The sequence below is a fragment of the Isosphaeraceae bacterium EP7 genome, from assembly GCA_038400315.1.
Lineage (GTDB): Bacteria > Planctomycetota > Planctomycetia > Isosphaerales > Isosphaeraceae > EP7.
This window is the reverse complement of sequence record CP151667.1, coordinates 3,278,716-3,297,499: the sequence shown is the minus strand read 5'-3', so window position 1 is coordinate 3,297,499 and position 18,784 is coordinate 3,278,716. Positions and strand designations below refer to the sequence as shown.

Below are 18,784 nucleotides of genomic sequence, written 5' to 3'. Positions count from 1 at the left end.
TTCGTCTCACCGTTCCAGGCGTTTCAGGTGCCGACGGAAGCGTTCGTCGGCGATCGGGATCTGCGTCTTGTACCACCGCGTATCGCCCCGCTTGCAGCCGCCGACCAGCAGAATGGCGGCCCGAGCGGCATCGAACGCGAAGAGAATCCGCCAGGGAGAACCCCGGTGCTGCACCCGCAATTCCTTCATGTTGGCGAAAACGGAGCCCTCGACCGTATCGACATAGGGCCTTCCGAGCCGTGGCCCGCATTGTTTGACCAAGTTGGTACGGGCGATGATCTCGTCTTGAAGATCTTCATCCAGCGTCTCGAACCATTCCGCGAATTCGTCATCGAACAGAACATCCCAGTCCATCGGGCACCCTCATTCCTTTCAGGGAATATATTCCATCGGGGGAATGTTGTCAATGGCAATCTGCACCCACGATTGCGTCGAATCAATGTCCCAGGATCCCATTCAGTTCACTGATTGATTGAGCATTCTCCCGAACACTTCGTGTGCCTGCTCCGGAAACGATTCCAGACCCATTGGCGAGTTGCGCGAACCACTGGAAGGTGACGGCGAGCTGTTGCGAGGGTGTCATCGTCGGCCGCCGCGATCAGGGTGGCTAGCCGTCCACGCGCATCCCATCGGATTGTATCAAAGAAGTTATGAGCTTTGAATTGAGCGTCCCGAAACTGGCCTGTCCCTGAAGGCCGATCGGCAGTAATAGGGGGCCCTCGGCGCGAGATCAGGGAACGGATTTCGAGGCCCGATTATCTCCCGAATTCGTAGGCCGGCCCGAGAGAGCTGCCGGATCTCGAATCTTGCCTGGCTGCAATCTCGCGGATTCCAGGCAGTTATGTCATTCGGAGAGCTTCGATGAAGAGGCCGGAACGTCTGCGTCGGTCGGGCCGTCTGGGCCCGGTCGAGCATCTCGAGACGCGTGCCCTGCTGACGATGGCCGTGACGGCCCCTTTGCCCGATCTGAGCATCGCGGCGGGCGTCGCCTCGGCGCCGGTGGCGCTCGATTCCTATTTCAAGGATCCCGATGCGACGACCCCCAGTTATGCGGTCGTCGACACGACGCTCGGCACGATCCCGGTGCTGCTGACGCCCAAGACCACGCCCGCAACCGTGGCGAATTTCCTGAATTACGCCGGCAAGGGCGCCTACACCGACACCGTCGTGCATCGCTCGGTCCCCGGCTTCATCTGGCAAGCGGGCGGCTTCCAGCTCACGTCGACGCCGAAGATCGTGCCCATCACGGCGGACCCCGCGGTCAAGAATGAGTACGGGGCGTCGAACGTGCGCGGCACGATCGCGATGGCCAAGCTCGGCAACGACCCCAACAGCGCGACCAGCCAGTTCTTCTTCAACGAATCCAACGCCAACGCCTCCAACCTCGACAACCAGAATGGCGGCTTCACCGTCTTCGGCAGCGTGGTGGGCGCCGCGGGCCTGGCCGTGATGGACGCGGTCGCGGCGGTCCCTTCTCCCTCGCCATCGCCGCTGAGCTCGCCCCTGGACCAGATCCCCCTGCAAAATTACACCACCGGGACGAGCGTCCAGCCCTCCAACCTGATCCTGATCAAGAGCGTGACCGCGGCGAACGAACTGTTCCTGACCTCCAGCAACGCGCCCGCCGTGGCCACCGCGTCGGTCCAGGGGAAGAGCCTGGTCGTCACACCGCTCGCGGCCGGGACCGCGAACATCACGGTCGTGGGGTATGGCGCCGACGGGAGTCAAGCGACGGAGACGTTCGTCGTGAATGTCTCCGCGGCGCCGCCGGGGACGGCTCCCCCCGTGGTTCAGCCCCCGTCCGTGTCGACTAAGCCCCAGCCCGCCTCGGTGCTGACCCCCGTGACCAGGGGCGCCTTGCCCGCCTCGGTCGTCGCGGGCCAGCGGGTCAGGATCCAGCAGTCGGTCTCGCTGGTCGCTTCCTCGGATGCCGTCTCGCAGAAGGCACAGGTGACGCTGAGCCTCTCGACGACCACCACGGGCTCGTCGTCGGACATCACCATCGCGAGCGTCGCGGCGAAGGTCAGGCTGAAGGCGGGCAGGCAGGCCAAGCTCAACATTTCGTCGCGGAAACTGGACGCGAGCGTCCAGGCCGGCACGTACCACGTCCTCGTCTCCGTGACCGACCCCGACGGGTCGAAGACGACCGTCGACACGGGCAAGACGCTGGTCGTGCGGGCCTCCGTCCCGAAGCTCTAGCCACGGTCAACACCCGCCAGGGTCCGATTCCCGAAGGCCGCCCCGGCGAGATTTCGCGTCTCGCCGGGGTCCGTGGCGGTGTCTCGTCTCAACCCCCGAGTCGTCTCCAGACCAGGTCGACGACTTCCGGCAGGCTCAGCAGCACGACGGCCGCGGCAAGCCTGGCGATCCGCCGGCCCGTCGAATCGACCTGAATCGCATCGTCGAGTCGCCCCGGGTTGCCTCCCCGGGCCAGGCCCGCGAAGGTCAGCGCGAGGCCCGTAAACCAGATGGCCCAGTAGATCGAATAATGCATGTCGATCTGGTGCAGCGAGATCGTCTCGATCACAATGCCCGCCCAGCCGACGAGCGCACCGATCAGGGCCAGCTTGCACCCGGGCGACACTCGCCTCGCGATCGACCAGGCCCAGGCCGCCAGGCCGGCGGCGACCACCAGGCCGCCGACGATCAGGGCCCCCTGCACCGGCCGCCGGCCCAGATAGTAGTCTCGCCCCGCCGTCTTCAGGGCCGAGCGCAGCAGGACGATCAGTTGGTAGCGCGTCCCCAGCGCCATCTCCAGCGACATCGCCGCGGACAGGGCGGCGAGCAGCAGCCACCATCGCCTCGCCCGCGAATCATGGATCCCCCGCGCGACGGCCGCGACCGCGGCCAGGCCCCAGCAGGCGACAGCCGACCACATCAAGGCGATCGCCCAGCGTCCCACGAATGAATCGGCCAATTGAAGCGACATCGCCGAAGGTCCCCTCATCATCGTCGGGAGTAAACCGCCGGTCTCCCGTGTCGCCGGTGCCCTGAGCTTCATAGGATACTCGGGATGGCCTGCTCGATGCTCCCCGTCGGCATCCGAAGCTGGCCCCACGCCAGGCCCCGAGACTCGACCGATGCTCGCACCGCCCGCCCTGTTCCTTGGGCTCTGGATCGTCGTCACGGTTGTGCTCTTCTGGCGGCTCGACGTCCGCACCGCGTCGCTCATCGCCGTGATCGGCGGCTGGGCGATCCTGCCCAACTCCGAGTATCCGCAGTCGGCCCTCGAAAACGGCCGTGAACTCTTCGGCCCCGTGCATGGGATGGCCATTCCCGCCCCGCCGCCTCTGAACAAGGCCACGGCCATCGGCCTGGGGTGCCTTGCCGGGATCCTCCTGTTCCACTGCCCGACGCGCCGGCCTGGTTCTCCATCCGGCCTCCGCCCGCGGTGGTTCGACCTGCCAATGATCGCCTGGTGCGCGATCCCGCTCGCCTCGAGCCTGGCCAATGGCCGGCCTCCCGCCGAGGGGCTTTCCCAGGTGCGGCACCTGATCCTGGCCTGGGGGGTTCCTTACGCCGTCGGCCGGCTTGCGTTTGCTGGTGCGCCCGCGATGCTCCAGTTCTGCCGGGCCTGGGTCGTGGCCGGGCTGGCCTATCTGCCGTTTTGCGCCGTCGAGTTCGTCACCGGGCCGGTCTGGTATCACCTGGCCTATGGCGGGCATGTCTATCGCTATGATGGGGCCCCGCGCCGGGTCGGCCACCGGCCTCTGGTGCTGCTGGAGCACGGCAACCAGCTCGGCATCTGGATGGCCACCGCGGCGGTCGCATCCTGCTGGCTCTGGGCCACGGGCCACCGCAAGCCGTTGCGCATCGGCCGGCTGACGATCCCCGCCCTGACCGTGCCGGTTGCGCTGGCGGCGGCCTGCCTTGCCTGCCAGTCGCACGCCAGCATCGCCTTGATGCTGCTGGCGCTACTCCCCCTGGCGGTCCGGGGCCGGCTCGGGCACGCCGGCAAGGGCCTGGTGCTGGGGGGCGTCGGCTTGGTCGGCCTGGCGGTGCTCGGCGCCCTGGCCTGGGTCGCCATCAACGCCGGCGGAGACCCGCGTCAGGCGGCCCGCTCGTTGTTCCACGGCCTGGGCAAGTCGTCATTCACCTGGCGCCTGGCCCGGATCCAGGAGCAGTTCCCCACCCTGGCCGCCCACCCGCTGCTGGGCAGGGGCGTGGCCGACTGGTCGGGCCTGACCCCCGACGGCACCTTCCTCGACCCCATCGCCGTGAGCCTCTGGGTCCTGGCCGCCGGCATGTACGGGGCCCTCGGTCTGGCCACCGTCGCGGTCGCCCTCCACCTTCCCCTGGCCGGGGCCGCGGCCCGCCTGCGTCGCCTCGCCTGGGACGGTCCCCAGTGGGGGGGCGTCTCGGCCGCCGTCGCCGTGCTGGCCGTCAGCGTCGCCGACCTCGCCATGAACAGCGGCCTGCTCCTGCCCGTGCTCATCGCCGCGGGCGGCCTGACCTCCTGGGCATTCGGCCCGGCGCATGTCCAGGCCGAGCCCAGATCGACACTCAATGACAACCAAGCCCGACTTGCCCGCACCCTCAGCTGGCTCTCGCCCGAATCCCTCGCCCAGGGGGGCCGACCTCCCGGAAATTAACTCTCGGACAGTGGGTGCTCGACCCCCCGTTGCGTCCTGTGCGGGCCATGATCCGAGCGGGACCCTCTCAGGTGGCGGGGTGAGGCTCGGGCCTGCGACGGCCCAGCAGATCGTTCAAGGCATCGCCGAGATCCGGGAACTGAAACTCGAACCGCTCCTCCTGCAACCGCTTCGAGACGACATACCGTCCATACAGAACCAGATCTGGGTCGGTACGCAGGAACCAGTGCGCCCCGATCCGGACCATCCAGGACGAGGCCGGCAGGCCGATGGGCATGCCGACGGCGCGGCGCAGATCACGCATGAAGTCCCGCAGCGAGACGGGATTGGGCGAGGAGGCGATGTACGGGCCCTGCATGGCCGGGTCGATCAGGGCACGCTCGAAGAGGCCGTTCATATCGGCCTCATGGATCCAACTCATCCCTTGATGGCCCGATCCGATGGTCCCGGCCAGTCCCAGCCTTGCCAGCCTCGCCAGCGGCTTCAAGGCTCCGCCCCCGGCGCCCCGGTCGCGGCCGAGGACGATGCTCGTCCGCAGGATGACCGAACGCTGCGAGGGCAGGACGCTCGCCCGGAATTCCTCTTCCCAGGCACGCCCGACGAACGGTGCAAGGCCGTAGCCGAAGGGCGAGTCCTCGGTGCAGATCACTTCCGGAGGGTCGCCATAGATGTGGGCCGTGCTCATCTGCACCCAGATCGGCGGCGGGGAATCGACGGCCCGCACGGCCCTCCCCAGCACCCGCGTCGCTTCCACCCGCGAACGGAGGATCTCATCCTGATGGTCGGGTGTCTTGATGCAATCGACCGTGCGACCCGTCAGGTTGACCAGCCCGATCGCACCGTCCAGCTCTCGACACCACTCGCCCGGGGTGCGGCCATCCCAAGTGACATGCCTCCACGGCCCGACAGGTTTCGGCGGGCGTCGAGAGAGCAAAACAACCGACGCACCCAGGGCCGCCAGATGGGTGGCGAGCGAGACGCCCAGGAACCCGCTGCCACCGGCGATCACAATCCGGCCGGTTCGCGAAAGTCCGGTCATCGAATTGGCCTCACCCGACGGGATTCAAGGCGATGCCTTCGCGGAAGACGGGCATCCCGGCCTCGATCGACCTCGAATCACGCTTGACCCGAGGACAAAGATGAGGCCGGGCGGCTTGCGTGCCCGACGGGCGGGGGAAACCCTCAGCCCTGCTCGATGATCGCGTCGGCCTCGACCTCGACCAGCATGTCCGGGTCGATCAGGCGGCTGACCTCGACCATGGTCGTCGCCGGGCGGATGGTCCCGAACAGCTCGCCGTGCGCCTTGGCGACCTTCTCCCACTCGACGATGTTGGTCACGAACAGGCGGGTCCGCACCACGTCGGCCAGCGAGGCGCCGGCCTGCACCAGGGCCGTCTCGATGTTCTTCAGGGCCTGGAGCGTCTGCGCATAAGGGTCGTTGACGCCGACGATCTTGCCGTCGGCTCCGGTCCCGGTCGTGCCCGAGACGCTGACGTGGTTGCCCACGCGCACGGCCCTCGAATAGCCGACGATGGGTTCCCACTTGCTTCCGGTCGAGATGTTCTGACGTGCCATCGCTCGGACGCTCGCTGCTAGAGGAAGGGGACTCGGTCAAAGTCGCAACGGAACGGAACGCGCCGCGGGGGCTCAGTTGCTGAAGAGGAAGTGGCAGATGTCGCCGTCCTGCATCACGTAGCTCTTGCCCTCGACCCGCAGCTTGCCGGCCGCGCGGATCTCTTTCTCGCCCTTGTACGCCTCGAGGTCGGCCAGGGTGTAGACCTCGGCGCGGATGAAGCCCTTTTCGAAGTCGGTGTGGATCACGCCGGCCCCCTGGGGCGCGGTGGCGCCGATGGGGATGGTCCAGGCCCTCACTTCCATCTCGCCGGCGGTGAAGTAGCTCTGAAGGCCGAGCACGCGGTAGGCCTCGCGGGCCAGCACGGGGAGTGCGGCCTCGGGCAGGCCCGACGACTCCAGCATCTCGGCGCGGTCGGCCTCATCCAACTCGGCGATCTCCGATTCCAGCTTGGCGCAGACCGGGACGACCGAGGCGCCCACCTTGGCGGCGAAGTCGCGGACCTGCTGCACAAGCGGGCCTTCGCCGGCCAGGTCGTTCTCGTCGACATTGGCCACATAAAGGATGGGCTTGGCCGTCAGCAGGCCGAAGCTGGAGATGGCGTTGGTCTCGATCTCGTCGAGGGTCAGCTTGCGCAGGGGCTCGTCGGTCTTGAGGTGATCCAGGCACTTGCGGATCACGTCGTACCGCAGCTTGGCCTCCTTATCGCTCCCCTTGGCGGCGCGCTCGGCCCGGCCGAGCGCCCCTTCCAGGGTCTGCATGTCGGCCAGCATCAGCTCGATCTCGATCGTCTCGATGTCCGAGAGCGGGTTGACCGCGCCGGCGACGTGCACCACGTCGGGGTCATCGAAGCAGCGGACCACCTGCAAGATGGCGTCCACCTCGCGGATGTGGCTGAGGAACTTGTTCCCGAGCCCTTCGCCGATGCTGGCCCCCTTGACGATCCCGGCGATGTCCACCAGCCGCAAGGCCGCCGGCACCAGCTTCTTGGGGACGATGTACTTGCTGATTCGCCCCAGCCGCTCGTCGGGGACGCTGACGACCCCCTCGTTCGGCTCGATCGTGCAGAACGGGTAATTGGCGCTCTGGGCCTGCTTCGAGCTAGTCAGGGCGTTGAACAGGGTGCTCTTGCCCACGTTGGGCAGTCCGACGATACCGGCTCTCATAGTGCCCCGACGACCTCACGAAATTGGACGGAACTGGACAGATAGAGGCGGCAAGACCCGGCCCATCGGCGGCCCGCCCGGCTCCGCGTTGGGCCAGCCATCCTACACTTGCAAGGCTCCGCCTGTCTCTCCTGAACTTCCCCCCGCCGTTGCCCCGAAGTTCGCCCGGTGTTAAACTTTGGTTGACGTGACGTCATCCCGGCCTCGAAATGGCCGGTTCCCGACGGCGCGACGGAGGGGGCCGACGCGATGCTCGACATGCTGGGACGGGGCGAAGGGCGATACTGCGACGGGCTCAGCCGACGCTCGTTCCTCAAGGCCGGCACGCTCGGCCTGGGCGGCATGGCCCTGCCGCAGCTCTTGCGCGCCGAGGAGAAGGCCGGCCTCGGTTCCTCCAACAAGTCGGTCATCCTCGTCTACCTCGCCGGCGGCATCGCCCACCAGGACACGTTCGACCTCAAGCCCAACGCGCCCGCCGAGATCCGCGGCGAGTTCAAGCCCATCGCCTCCAAGGTCCCCGGCTTCGACGTCTGCGAGCACCTGCCGCGCCTGGCGAGCATCGCCGACAAGTACGCCGTCATCCGCTCGATCGTCGGCATGCGCGACGAGCACAGCAGCTTCCACACCGCTACCGGCTACCCGATGGACGTAGCCCAGCGCGAGCACCGGCCCCACTTCGGCTCGGTCATCTCCCGCCTGCAAGGCCCCCGCGACCCGGTCGTCCCCCCGTTCATCGACCTCTTCCCGGTCATGCAGCACAAGCCCTACAACAGCCCGGGGCCCGGCTACCTCGGCGTCTCGCACTCCCCCTCGCGCATGAGCGGTGACGACCTCGCCCTGCTCCAGCAGACCTCCATCGCCCCCGCCCGCTTCGGCGACCGCAAGGGCCTGCTCTCCAACCTCGACGCCTTCCGCCGCTCCGTCGACACCTCCGCCACCCAGGGCATGGACCGGTTCTACGAGCGTGCCTTCAGCGTGCTCGCCTCCGACAAGGTCGCGCGTGCCCTGGACGTCGAGCGCGAAGACCCGCGCCTCCGCGACCGCTACGGCAAAGGGGTTTCCACCCCCCTGGGCGACGCCGCCCCCATGTGGAACGATCAGCTCCTGATCGCCCGACGCCTGGTCGAGGCCGGCGCCCGCTGCGTCACCGTCGCCTACGGCTTCTGGGACACGCACGGCGACAACTTCAACCTCATGAAGAAGCACCTCCCCCTCTTCGACCAGGGCATCTCGGCCCTCATCGAGGACATCCACGCCCGGGGCCTGCAAGACGACGTGACCGTCCTGGTCATGGGCGAGTTCGGCCGGACTCCCAAGATCAACAAGGACGCCGGCCGAGACCACTGGGCCCCGGTTAACAGTGTCCTCCTTGCCGGTGGAGGCATGAAGACCGGCCAGGTCATCGGCGCCACCGACGCCATGGGCGCCTACGCCGCCGCCCAGCCCATTCACTACCAGGACATCCTCGCCACCGTCTACCACAACCTCGGCATCGACCCCAACGGCTTCGTCAACGACAAGTCCGACCGCCCCATCTCCATCCTCCCCAGCACCGCCCAGCCCATCGCAAAACTCGTCTGAGCCCCGGATCGCGCGTGCCTTGATCGAGCCGTCTCGAAGCCGTTCTGGCTTGGGAGATGCCGGGATACGGGCCCTTATTCCCGGGGCGAACGTGGCGCCGGATGCGAACCGGGCGTCGACATCGCGGCTCTGGATGCAGTCGGTGCCGGCCTTCCCCCTCGTCGTCACCGCCTCGGCGATCGTTGCCGAACAGACGGGTGGAGAAGGGGCGATCCGAGCCTGGGCGGGGGCCGTTCCGATGGAAATCAGTCGCTCGATCTTCGATCAGCAGCGATGTCCTCGCATGGGCACCGCCAATCCCGAGCGGATGCGGGTCGAATTCTGGGAATGGATGATCCGCGGCGACGGCAAGGCCGAGCCCGAGGAGGACGACGTCGTCACCGACTCCGGCATGATCATCCGCGACGGGATCGTCAAGTCGGGATACGGGCCATACGACGCCCGCCAACGCTTCGGATTGTCGATTTGCGATGACGGAGGCCCGATCTGGACGTTCGACCGGATGGGCGCGACCCACACGCGGTTGCCCGACGGCCGATACGTCAGCGTCGCCGGCGAGCATGAGGATTATTACGACCCCGACTTCTACATCTACAACGACGTCGTCGTGACCGGGCCGGGCGGTGAGATCGAGATCTACGGATATCCGAAGGAGATCTTCCCGCCGACGGACTTCCACACGGCGACGCTGGTCGACCATCGAATCATCCTCATCGGCAGCGTCGGCTATCCCGACGACCGCCGCCTCGGCGACACGCCCGTCTTCGCCCTCGACCTGGCGGACTACGCGATCAAGGAGATTCAGACCACGGGCGAGATGCCGGGTTGGATCCACAAGCACAAGGCCGAGTGCGATTCGGAAGGGGTCATCACCGTCCGAAGGGGGGAAGTTCTCGGACTGCGTGACGGAAAGCAGGACTTTCGACGGAATTTTGAAGAGTACGCCCTGGATACCCGGACCGGAGTCTGGCGTCGGCTGACCGACCGGAACTGGGCGGAGTTTTCAGTCCAGGAGGAGGAAAAGGAGATCGGATCCATCGATTTCTATATGAATACGAAGGCGCTCTTTCCCGAGAACGTCGAATATACGATGGGCCCCCCTGAGGAAGCGGAGTGGGATGAAACACGCTTCCTCGTCGAAGGAGTGACGGTCTCGGTCACCGGTGGCCTGGGCAACATCAGGATCGTGATCGAAGGCCAGCTACCCGATGACCTCGTCGGACGCATCACCGAGGGGATGAGGGCGAATATGGAAGCCTTGAATCAGCGGAAATGCACCATCACCCGGTTGTAACCCGGACTTCGCCCAGGATTCGGCCCCAATTGAGAGATTCATGGGTTGATGCCCTCGCCTGTGGCGTCGCGCCGCCGGCGAGGGCATCAACTGGACGCTATCCCGCTGCATCCGGCTACGGCTTCGCGGGAGTTGCCGTGGAGATCGCATCAAGCCGCTTGAGGATGAGGTCGAGCTTCTCCTCCACAGCCCTGAGACGCGCTTCCGTGGGATCGATCCGGTCGGGATTCTCCCCCTGTTCTTCGGCGGGGGCCTGCTCGATGACCGGCACCATCACGATCTGGGGGCGTTGTTTCGTAATCGGAGTGTCCGAATGCATGACGATCACCTCGCCGCCGTTGCGGGTGATGAGGGCCCGCAGGAAGGCGTCGTCCCCCTTCCGAACGAGTTGCACGGAACCGTCGACGAGGCCGATGCGATAGCCCTTCGGGTTGCTGGAATCGAGCGGCGGGAACGGCTGTCCCTCGGCGGCGACGAGTTCGCCGGGCTTGGTCCAGGGGACGGCCTCACTCGCCAGGGCGATGGCAAGAGTATTCGACGTGCCGTCGATCATCTCGCTGATCCGGGTCCCCTGACTCCCCTCGAAGAAGGCCCCCTTCCCGGCGAAGCCCCGGATCCGCGTCTCCCCACGCTTCGTCGGGGCGTTTGGCGTCTCGAAGACGGCGGGCATCCTGGCGAGAAGCGCCTTGTTCGTCGGGCTGTCCCACGGCTCGTCCCGCTTGAACGACTCGTACAGTGCCGCCTCGCCGAGGTAGGGGAGCAGCGCGACGCGCCAGCTCAGCCCGGGCTGGCCATCCGGCCCATAAGTCGCCGCGGGCGGGAAATGGTCATAGCTCGTGTAGTAGTTATGCAACGCCAGCAGAACGGACTTCAGATTGGCGATCGTCTTCTTCTCTTCCACCCCGGCCGGGCGCTCTCGCCCGGGAGCCTGCGCCATCGCGGCCCCCTTCCACCAGGTCGTCCCCAGGCCGGTGGCGACAAGCCCTCCCAGGATCAGCGAGGCCGCCAGCGTCGTTTTCGTGAGCATCGCGGGTGCAACTCCTCTCGTCAGGGAGATCACGCCCGGGGCGATCGTCGCCGGACTGGCGGCGACCAGGCCCAGGGTCGTCCTCAACAGGGCGGCCGAGGCATGGGAGCTGAAGACGTGCGACGTCGCGGCCACCGCGACCGCCGGGGCAACCCCCCGGCCCGTCAGGCGGACCCGCAAGGCGTCCCGACCCCGCGCCAGGCGGCTCTTCACCGTCCCCAGCGGGCAGGCCAGCCTGCGGGCCGCTTCCTCGGCGGTGGCCCCCTCCAGCAGGCAGAGCACCAGCACGTCGCGCATCTTGGCGGGGATCCGGCCCAGCTCGGCGTCGAGGATCGGCCTCACGTCGAGCCAGTCCGACGACCGATCCTCGGCCCCCGGCAGGTCCTCCACGAAGCCCTCGTGGCGCCCCTTGCTGCGGGCAGCCCGGGCGCGTGCTTTCGCCGCCACCCGCGTCGCCACGCCATAAAGCCAGGGGCCCAGCCGGTCGGCGTCGCGTAAGTGCCCCGCCTTGCGGACGAAGATCAGGAAGGTCGCCTGGAAGGCGTCGTCCGCGTCGTGCGGGCTGGCCAGCAGGCGGCGGCAGACCCCCATCACCATCGGGCCGTGGCGGTCCACCAACGCTTCGAAGGCCGACCCATCGCTCCCGTCCAGAAACCCTTCCAGCAGGGCCCTGTCCCCGGGGGGGACGGTTCCATGCCGGAAGAGTCGGTCCAGGTCACGAAACCCGCCGGATTTGCTGAGATTCGACCGCATCCCCGGCCCCCATGCCTCGCTCGTCGTCTGCCCGAGAGGAATACTGCCGCCATGGTCCCATCTGGGTCCACGGCGGCCGGAAGATTCTCGGAATCGACGGCGGGCGACCCCGCCGCCTCACTCCACCCGATCCCCCTTCATGTCCTTCCCGTTCTGATGCACCATGATGTGCGTCACCTTGCCGTCCTCCTTCACGAACGTCAGCAGGGCGTCAACTTCCTCGGGGAAATACGCGGTCTCCGACTCCGGGAAGATCTCCAGCTTCCCCTGGCCGGTCCCCTGGGTGATGAGCCTATCTCCGTCGCGAGTGACCTTGATCGTCATCTTCGGGGTCAGCCGATACTCGCCCACGTAGTCGTCGTAAATCTTCGGGTCGACCTTCGCCTTGACCCTGGTCCTGGGCAGCGGCACGTCCTCGCCGAAGGCGATCGATGCCAGGTTGCGCGCGACCTCGCCCGGCTTCGACGGGTTGACGTTGCAGAGCACGATCACGCAGAGGTCGTCGTCCGGGAATCGCGCGAAGTCGGTCGAGAACCCGTTGATCCCCCCGCCGTGGCCGATGATCTTGTGCCCTTTGAAATCGGTGACCGCCCACCCGTAGGCGTAGTTGTCCTTGAACGGCGTGTACATTGCCTCGAACGACTTGCCCGACAGCAGCTTGCCCGCCTTCAAGGCCCGGTCCCACTTGTAGAGGTCGCCCACCGTCGAATACAGCGAACCCGCCGCATAAGGGAGGCTCATATCCAGGTGCGGAGCATTGCGCAGCTCCGACCCCCGGCGATCATAGCCCGAGGCCCGGTTGGGCAAGACCGTCTCATGATGGTCGTACCCGGTCTCCGTCATCTCCAGCGGCTTGAAGATCTCCGCCCCGAGGAACGCCTCATACGTCATCCCCGAGACCTTCTCGATGATCGCCCCCAGCAGGAAATAGCCCGAGTTGTTGTAGTGGTATTTCGACCCCGGCTCGAAATCCAGAGGCTTCGCCTTGATCCCCGCGACCATCGATCCGACCGTTTGAGGAACCATGTTCACCTTCATGAACGCCGGGTCGTCGGTATAGCTGGGGATGCCCGACGTATGCGTTAACAGATGATGGATCGTCACCTTCTCCCAGGCCGCCGGAGCATCGTCGAGATACTTCCCCACCGGGTCCTCGACCGCCAGCTTCCCCCGTTCCGCCAGGATTAAAATCCCCGTCGCGGTGAACTGCTTGGTGATCGACCCCAGCCTGAACTTCGTCTCGGGCGTATTGGCGATCCCATACTCGGCATTCGCCAGCCCATACCCCCGAGTCAGGACAACCTCGCCCCCCTTCGCCACCAGAACCGACCCGCTGAAATGATCATGGCTCGTCGCCGCATCCATGTAAGCTGAGAGCTTCTCCTTCAGGTCCTCGGCCTGTGCGACCATCGGCAAGAGGGCGGCGAAGGCAAACGCTGCGATCCTGATCATCACGACATTCTCCGAATCAGGCACGGTCAATACGGCCAAAAGGCCCCGGTGTGTTTCGCCGCCCAAGGCAAATCCTTGGATCACACCCCGCCGAAATTCGTAGGGTCGAACCGCCTACGCCTGTCGAATGTCCATGGCGCACCGTCAATTCCTCGCCAAGATCGTTTCTCCTCGATGCGAAAGCTCCATATGTCGACGCCCAACCCCGATTTCCCCACTCGCCGAGATGCCGCCGAGAAGCTCAAGCAGCTGATTGGCGGGGTCATGACTCGCGATAAGGCCGCGGCCTGGGCTGGTCCGTGGCTCATGCGATTCGACGAGTTCAATCGCTTCGACCGGACGCTCTTCGATGCGATCGTCTGCCTTGCCGCCGCAGACTCGATCTCGACGGATCGGCCCTATCTCTACGACACGTCTGACTTCGAGCAGTGGCTCATCGATCTGACCGAAGGGTCATAACATCTTCCCACGTCCAGACATCCAAATCGCCCGCCATGGCTTCGCGATGATGAGCCGGGTTCTGAAACCTGTCGGAACCTGTTGGCGAATTTCCGTCGGGGGCCGATCGGCCGAATTCTTGAGAAGAAGGAGCCATGAAGACTCGCGGTCCCTGATTCCTCAGCCGAATTTGCCAACAGGATCCGGTGATTTTCATGACGGTTGAGCAAACGGCCCGAGGACCAAGCGTCATTCAGGAGTTGCTGAAAGGGATGTCCGATAGCTCCCTTATGTCGCCCAGGTCGGCCGGCGTCGCCCACACCGGGAACGAGGAGAGGGGGCGCCGGCCGTGTTGACCGAACTGCGGGGCCAAGCCCCGTACGGGGACGGCGACCCTGTCCGCCGATTATCGCCGCCTCAATTTGAGCAGGAACATGTCGCCCTTCGCCGGGTTGGTCAGCTCATAGGTGGCGACGGGGTCCGGGTCGAAATCGACCGTGTTCGAGTACGTCCCGGCCACGTAGACCGTGCCCGCCGAGTCCACAGCGACAGCGTAACCGTTATCCGAACCGGTTCCGCCGAAGGTCACGGCCCAATTCACGGCCCCGGTATTGGAGAGCTGGGCCACGAAGACGTCGCTCCCACCGTTGCTGGTAGCGGAGGGCAGGCCAAAGCCGGGCGTGAAGACCTGAGAGAAGTTTCCGGTCAGATACACGCTCCCGGACGCATCGAGGGCCAGCGAGTTGATGTAGGCGCCGCCCAGCGGCGTGGCCCACGCGAGCGCGCCGGCCGACGACAGCTTGGCGGCGAAGCCGCCGCCGGAACTAGGGAGTCGGTAGTCGACAGTGGGGCTGGGGTTGAAGTCGACCTGGCCGCCATAGTAGCCCCCGACGACGACGTCGCCCGCGACATCCACGGCGATGTCAGTGCAGAAGGCGCTCGAGTTCGGCGACTCCGCCGTCTTGGCGACGAACGGCGCGACCCATGCGAATGAACCGGACGTCGTCAGCTTGAGGGCGAAACCGTTCCCTGCTCCCGCCGCGCCGGTGACGTAGGTGACCTCCTTCTTGCCGGAGCCGGGATCGAAGTCCATAGTCCCCCTAAAGGAACCGCAGAGGTACACATTGCCTGTCGCGTCGGTCGCCACGCCGGTGCCCTCCGCGTTCGTGCCATTGATCCGCTTGGTCCACGCAGCCGTCCCGGTCGGGCCATACTTACGCACCTCGAACCCGTTGGGTGTGAAGCTGCCCCCGCCGGAGGCAACCGTGGCCGTCGTTCCGACCGAGACGACGTTGCCGGAGCCGTCGACAGCGAGGCCTCCGCTGAGGTCGCGGGTGGTCCCGCCCCAACCCTTCGCCCAGAGGAAGTTGCCCGAGGAGTCGAGCTTGGCGACGAACACGTCCTTGTCGCCCGCGCTGGTCAGGCGGATCGGCCCGAAGTCCGCCTGCCCGAGGAACCCCCCGGACACGTAGACGTTGCCGGACCCGTCGACGCTCACGGCGTCGCCCCCTTCGTACGTGTAAAGGCTCGAGGTATTGAGGGTGCTGCCCATCAGGCGGGCCCAGACGAGCGTGTTGTCCGGGGCGTACTTGGCGACGAAGGCGTCCGTGGAGCCGCGGGGGGTCAGGATGTCCGACCCGTCGGGCCGGTCGACCGCCGGGTCGAGGTCCGTCGGTCCGTAGAGGTAGCCGGTCACGTAGGTGTTTCCGGCGGCGTCGACGGCGTTGTCCTTCGCCAGCACCGCCGCGGTGTCGCTGCCCACACCGAGCACGGAGTCGAAGGCGACGGAGAGTACGACGCGACCCTCTAGCGATTCCAACCTGGGGCGGCGGGCGCTGGCGTTACGTCGTCGCGGCGTGGGACGGGTCGGGGACGAGAGCGGGTGCCACATCGGTCAATTCCTTTAGTTAGGTGACGGGGTCGGATTAGCTTCAGGACGACGGCGCGCACGGAGGCCGCTCCCGGCCCATGCCGCCTCACTCGGAGCACGACCGTGGGGGGTGTGTTTGTCGTCGCCGCGTCAGGGAGTCGGGCTGAGACGCGGCCGCTATCAGCCTTCACCTCGTGGGGAGTTAACCCGGCGGCCTCCCCGTACCGGTTGGTTCGAGGCGGAGGAGGGACTCCGCTTCGGACCGGAATCGACGCAGCATCGCCGAAGTGGGGTAGATGCCCGGCTTCCAATGCCGCTCATACCTCGCCAACCATTCCTCCGTTCGCGTGAACACCTCGCGGGCCTTGGCCCTGTCGCCCAGGTGCCAGTAGGCCATGGCGGCGATGAAGTCGCCGGCCCGCTGGTAGTCGGGCTGTTTCTCGAGGGATTCGATGCACCCTTTCCAGTTGCCCGCTCTGTACCGTGCCCATCCCAAAGACTGTTGGCCTAGACCTTGGATCGGGTCCACCTCGACTGCGCGACGTGCCAGCTTCAGGGCCTCCTCTGGGGCATACATGGGCCCCCTGGTGTCCTCGGAGTGGAGGTCGGCCAGGAGGCTCAGAAATTTGGAGAGCTGATCTCGATGTTTGGGGTCAGCGGGACGTACGCGCAGCAACCTCTCGCTCAGTTTCACGCCCTGGAGACCGACGCGCTCCGCCTCACCCCGTTCCCCGTGCCCGTGGAGGCTTAGAAAGAGATTGTCCAAGCACGTTTCCAGGTGGTCGGAATAGTCGAGTTCGTCTGGGAACTCTTCGGCCAGGGCATCCAGCAGTGCCACTGCTCGGCGGATGCACTCGAACGCCTCCGCAGGCCGGTCCGCGGTACACAGGACGTCGGAGGCGTTCTTCAACGCTTCCGCAAGCTTACTTCGATAGACGGGGTCGCGCGGTTCTTCACCGAGGAACGTTTCCAAGAGCTTCGCGGCGCCCCGGAAGGCTGCCTCCGCTTCTGTGAGACGGCCCGTCTCTTTATACACACGACCTAGCTCGATTTCGCATGTAGGCACGATTCGCTGGAACTTGAGCCTTATCGGATCTCCTTCAGATAGCTGCTTGAATAACTCCCGGCTTCGCAACAGGACCCGCTCGGCGTCCTCGTTACGACGCTGCATCCGGTGCAGGGCCCCAAGAGCGTAGAGGCTCCAGGCCAGGCGACCGCGTACCTCTCGGTCCTCGGGGTGGCGAGCCGCCAGTGCGTCCAAGTCGGCGACCGAACGCTTGAAGACGGGTTCGACCTCGAAATGACGGTCCCCACGTCTGACCATCACGGCACCGAGGTCTAACCTGCTGAACGCCGCCTCCGAGGCATAATCTGCCCGCTCGGGGAAGTGGGCGGCCAGGCGGTCGAACTGCTCGACTTCCGTTCTGTACGCGGCCTCGGCCAGCTCGACCCTCCCGAGCTTCTGCCGGATGTTACCGACCCGCCTCCAGGCGAGGGCCGCCTCGAACGTGGCCTGCGGGTCGTCGGGGCGTAGACTGGCGAACTGCTCGTAGAACGCCAGGGCCTTCTCGATGAAGTCGCTCTGGACCTTGGTCAGCCTCGGCTGCTTGGCAATCCACTCCTCGGCGAACTGGGAGTACATCTCATCCACGGCCCGCCGGGCGGTCACGAACGCCGCGTTGGTCTCCCGCTGGGCCTGAGTGGCGCGGACGGCCTGCCACGTGCTGACGGCGGCTCCGACGACCAGGGCGCAGGCCACGAAGCCGCCCGTGACCAGCGTGGGCCGGTTGCGGCGGGCGAACTTGCCGAGTCGATACCACGCCGTCGGTGGGCACGCCCCCACGGGCCGGTCGGCCAGGTAGTTCATCACGTCGGCGGCGAAGTCGCTGGCCGTCTCGTAGCGTCGGCGGCGGTCCTTCTCCAGGGACTTCATCACCACCCAATCGAGCTCGCCCTTCATGGTCGCACAGAGCCGCCTGGGGTCGGCCTTCCGCCGGGCCGAGACTGTCGAGAGCTGGTCGCCGAGCGTGCTGAGCCGCGTGCTCGGCCTGGGCGGCTCCTCATCGCGGAGGACGCGGCGCATCTCGTCGAAGGCCGCCCGCCGGAGCCTCTCCGAGTCGAACGGAGTGGTGCCGGTCAGCAGCTCGTACAGGAGGACGCCCAGGCTGTAGAGGTCGCTACGGGTATCCACGTCGGCCCCCGAGAGCTCGGCTTGCTCGGGGCTCGCGTAGAGCGGCGTGCCGACGAACTGGTGGAACCCGGTGAAGAGCGTCTTCTCCGTCAGGGCCCCGCCGGTGGCCTTGGCCACCCCGAAGTCGATGACCTTCGGCACGGCGACGCCGTCGATGTCCGTCACGAGGACGTTAGACGGCTTCAGGTCGCGATGGATGACGCCCTTCTGGTGAGCGTGCTGCACGGCTCGGCAGACGAGCACGAACAGCTCCAGCCGCTCGGGGATGGAGAGCTCGTGTCGGTCGCAATACTCGGTGACGGGCAGGCCCCGGACCAGCTCCATCACGAAGTAGGGGCGGCCCGAGGGCGTCGTTCCCGCGTCGTGGACCTTGGCGATATTCGGGTGGTCCATCATCGCCAGGGCCTGGCGTTCGGCCTCGAAGCGGGCGACCACCTGCTTCGAGTCCATGCCCGGCTTGATGACCTTCAACGCCACCCGGCGGCGGACGGGCTCCGTCTGCTCGGCCATGTAGACGGTACCCATGCCCCCCTCGCCGACGGCCTCCAGCAGCTTATAAGGGCCGATGACCGTGCCGACTTCCTCGATGGCCAAGTGAGACTCGTGGGCGGCGGTCACCGTGGGCATCGCGGCCGGGGCCTCCAGGAAATCGTTCGCCCCCGCGTCGAGGGCGAGGAGTTGCTCGACATCTCGCCGCAGCCCCGTATCGCCGCAGACTCGGTCGAGGAACGCCGAGCGGGCCTCCGGGGCCTGGAGCTCAAGGGCCGCGGAGAAGATGTCCTCGACGTTCGGAGCGGCCTTCTGCATCGGATTCGCCATGGTTGCCACCTATCCCCTCTAGAGGCCA

14 protein-coding genes are annotated in these 18,784 nt (G+C 66.4%); 5 read left to right on the top strand and 9 right to left on the bottom strand.

Features of this window, described 5'->3' with window-relative positions:
* Window positions 1-6 precede the first annotated feature (6 nt).
* On the bottom strand, window positions 7-354 hold the full coding sequence (locus EP7_RS12690; protein WP_463528217.1) for a type II toxin-antitoxin system RelE/ParE family toxin: 348 nt from the start codon (window positions 352-354) through the stop codon (window positions 7-9).
* 507 nt (window positions 355-861) lie between these two features.
* Here EP7_RS12690 and EP7_RS12685 point away from each other — a divergent pair.
* Entirely contained in the window at window positions 862-2,199 is a 1,338-nt protein-coding gene (locus EP7_RS12685; RefSeq protein ID WP_463528216.1) for a peptidylprolyl isomerase, read from the top strand.
* A gap of 88 nt (window positions 2,200-2,287) precedes the next feature.
* Here the strand turns inward: EP7_RS12685 and EP7_RS12680 are convergent, their stop codons facing one another.
* The gene (locus EP7_RS12680) at window positions 2,288-2,929 is read right to left on the bottom strand and encodes a hypothetical protein (RefSeq protein WP_463528215.1); all 642 of its coding nucleotides are present in this window, start codon (window positions 2,927-2,929) and stop codon (window positions 2,288-2,290) included.
* Between the two features lie 151 nt (window positions 2,930-3,080).
* Here EP7_RS12680 and EP7_RS12675 point away from each other — a divergent pair, with 151 nt between their 5' ends.
* Complete coding sequence (locus EP7_RS12675; RefSeq protein ID WP_463528214.1) at window positions 3,081-4,592, top strand: hypothetical protein; 1,512 nt, start codon at window positions 3,081-3,083, stop codon at window positions 4,590-4,592.
* Window positions 4,593-4,659: 67 nt separating this feature from the next.
* Here the strand turns inward: EP7_RS12675 and EP7_RS12670 are convergent, their stop codons facing one another.
* From EP7_RS12670 to ychF, 3 genes are all read right to left on the bottom strand, one after another.
* Window positions 4,660-5,631 (bottom strand): epimerase, encoded by a 972-nt coding sequence (locus tag EP7_RS12670; protein WP_463528213.1) that lies wholly within the window; start codon window positions 5,629-5,631, stop codon window positions 4,660-4,662.
* Window positions 5,632-5,774: 143 nt separating this feature from the next.
* Window positions 5,775-6,167, bottom strand: coding sequence for a RidA family protein (locus EP7_RS12665; protein WP_463528212.1), 393 nt, complete (start codon window positions 6,165-6,167; stop codon window positions 5,775-5,777).
* A 72-nt stretch (window positions 6,168-6,239) separates the two neighbouring features.
* Entirely contained in the window at window positions 6,240-7,331 is a 1,092-nt protein-coding gene (ychF, locus tag EP7_RS12660; protein WP_463528211.1) for a redox-regulated ATPase YchF, read from the bottom strand.
* 249 nt (window positions 7,332-7,580) lie between these two features.
* Here ychF and EP7_RS12655 point away from each other — a divergent pair, with 249 nt between their 5' ends.
* A complete protein-coding gene (locus EP7_RS12655; RefSeq protein ID WP_463528210.1) occupies window positions 7,581-8,912 on the top strand; it encodes a DUF1501 domain-containing protein in 1,332 nt (443 codons plus the stop codon).
* Window positions 8,913-9,195: 283 nt separating this feature from the next.
* On the top strand, window positions 9,196-10,206 hold the full coding sequence (locus EP7_RS12650; protein WP_463528209.1) for a hypothetical protein: 1,011 nt from the start codon (window positions 9,196-9,198) through the stop codon (window positions 10,204-10,206).
* Between the two features lie 115 nt (window positions 10,207-10,321).
* Here the strand turns inward: EP7_RS12650 and EP7_RS12645 are convergent, their stop codons facing one another.
* Complete coding sequence (locus tag EP7_RS12645) at window positions 10,322-11,986, bottom strand: sigma-70 family RNA polymerase sigma factor (protein ID WP_463528208.1); 1,665 nt, start codon at window positions 11,984-11,986, stop codon at window positions 10,322-10,324.
* A 117-nt stretch (window positions 11,987-12,103) separates the two neighbouring features.
* Window positions 12,104-13,438, bottom strand: a complete 1,335-nt coding sequence (locus tag EP7_RS12640) for a serine hydrolase (protein WP_463528207.1) — start codon at window positions 13,436-13,438, stop codon at window positions 12,104-12,106.
* A 189-nt stretch (window positions 13,439-13,627) separates the two neighbouring features.
* Here EP7_RS12640 and EP7_RS12635 point away from each other — a divergent pair, with 189 nt between their 5' ends.
* The gene (locus EP7_RS12635) at window positions 13,628-13,897 is read left to right on the top strand and encodes a hypothetical protein (RefSeq protein ID WP_463528206.1); all 270 of its coding nucleotides are present in this window, start codon (window positions 13,628-13,630) and stop codon (window positions 13,895-13,897) included.
* A 385-nt stretch (window positions 13,898-14,282) separates the two neighbouring features.
* Here EP7_RS12635 and EP7_RS12630 read toward each other — a convergent pair whose 3' ends face one another.
* The gene (locus tag EP7_RS12630) at window positions 14,283-15,767 is read right to left on the bottom strand and encodes an NHL repeat-containing protein (RefSeq protein WP_463528205.1); all 1,485 of its coding nucleotides are present in this window, start codon (window positions 15,765-15,767) and stop codon (window positions 14,283-14,285) included.
* 181 nt (window positions 15,768-15,948) lie between these two features.
* Window positions 15,949-18,756 (bottom strand): protein kinase domain-containing protein, encoded by a 2,808-nt coding sequence (locus EP7_RS12625; RefSeq protein WP_463528204.1) that lies wholly within the window; start codon window positions 18,754-18,756, stop codon window positions 15,949-15,951.
* Between the last annotated feature and the right edge of the window lie 28 nt (window positions 18,757-18,784).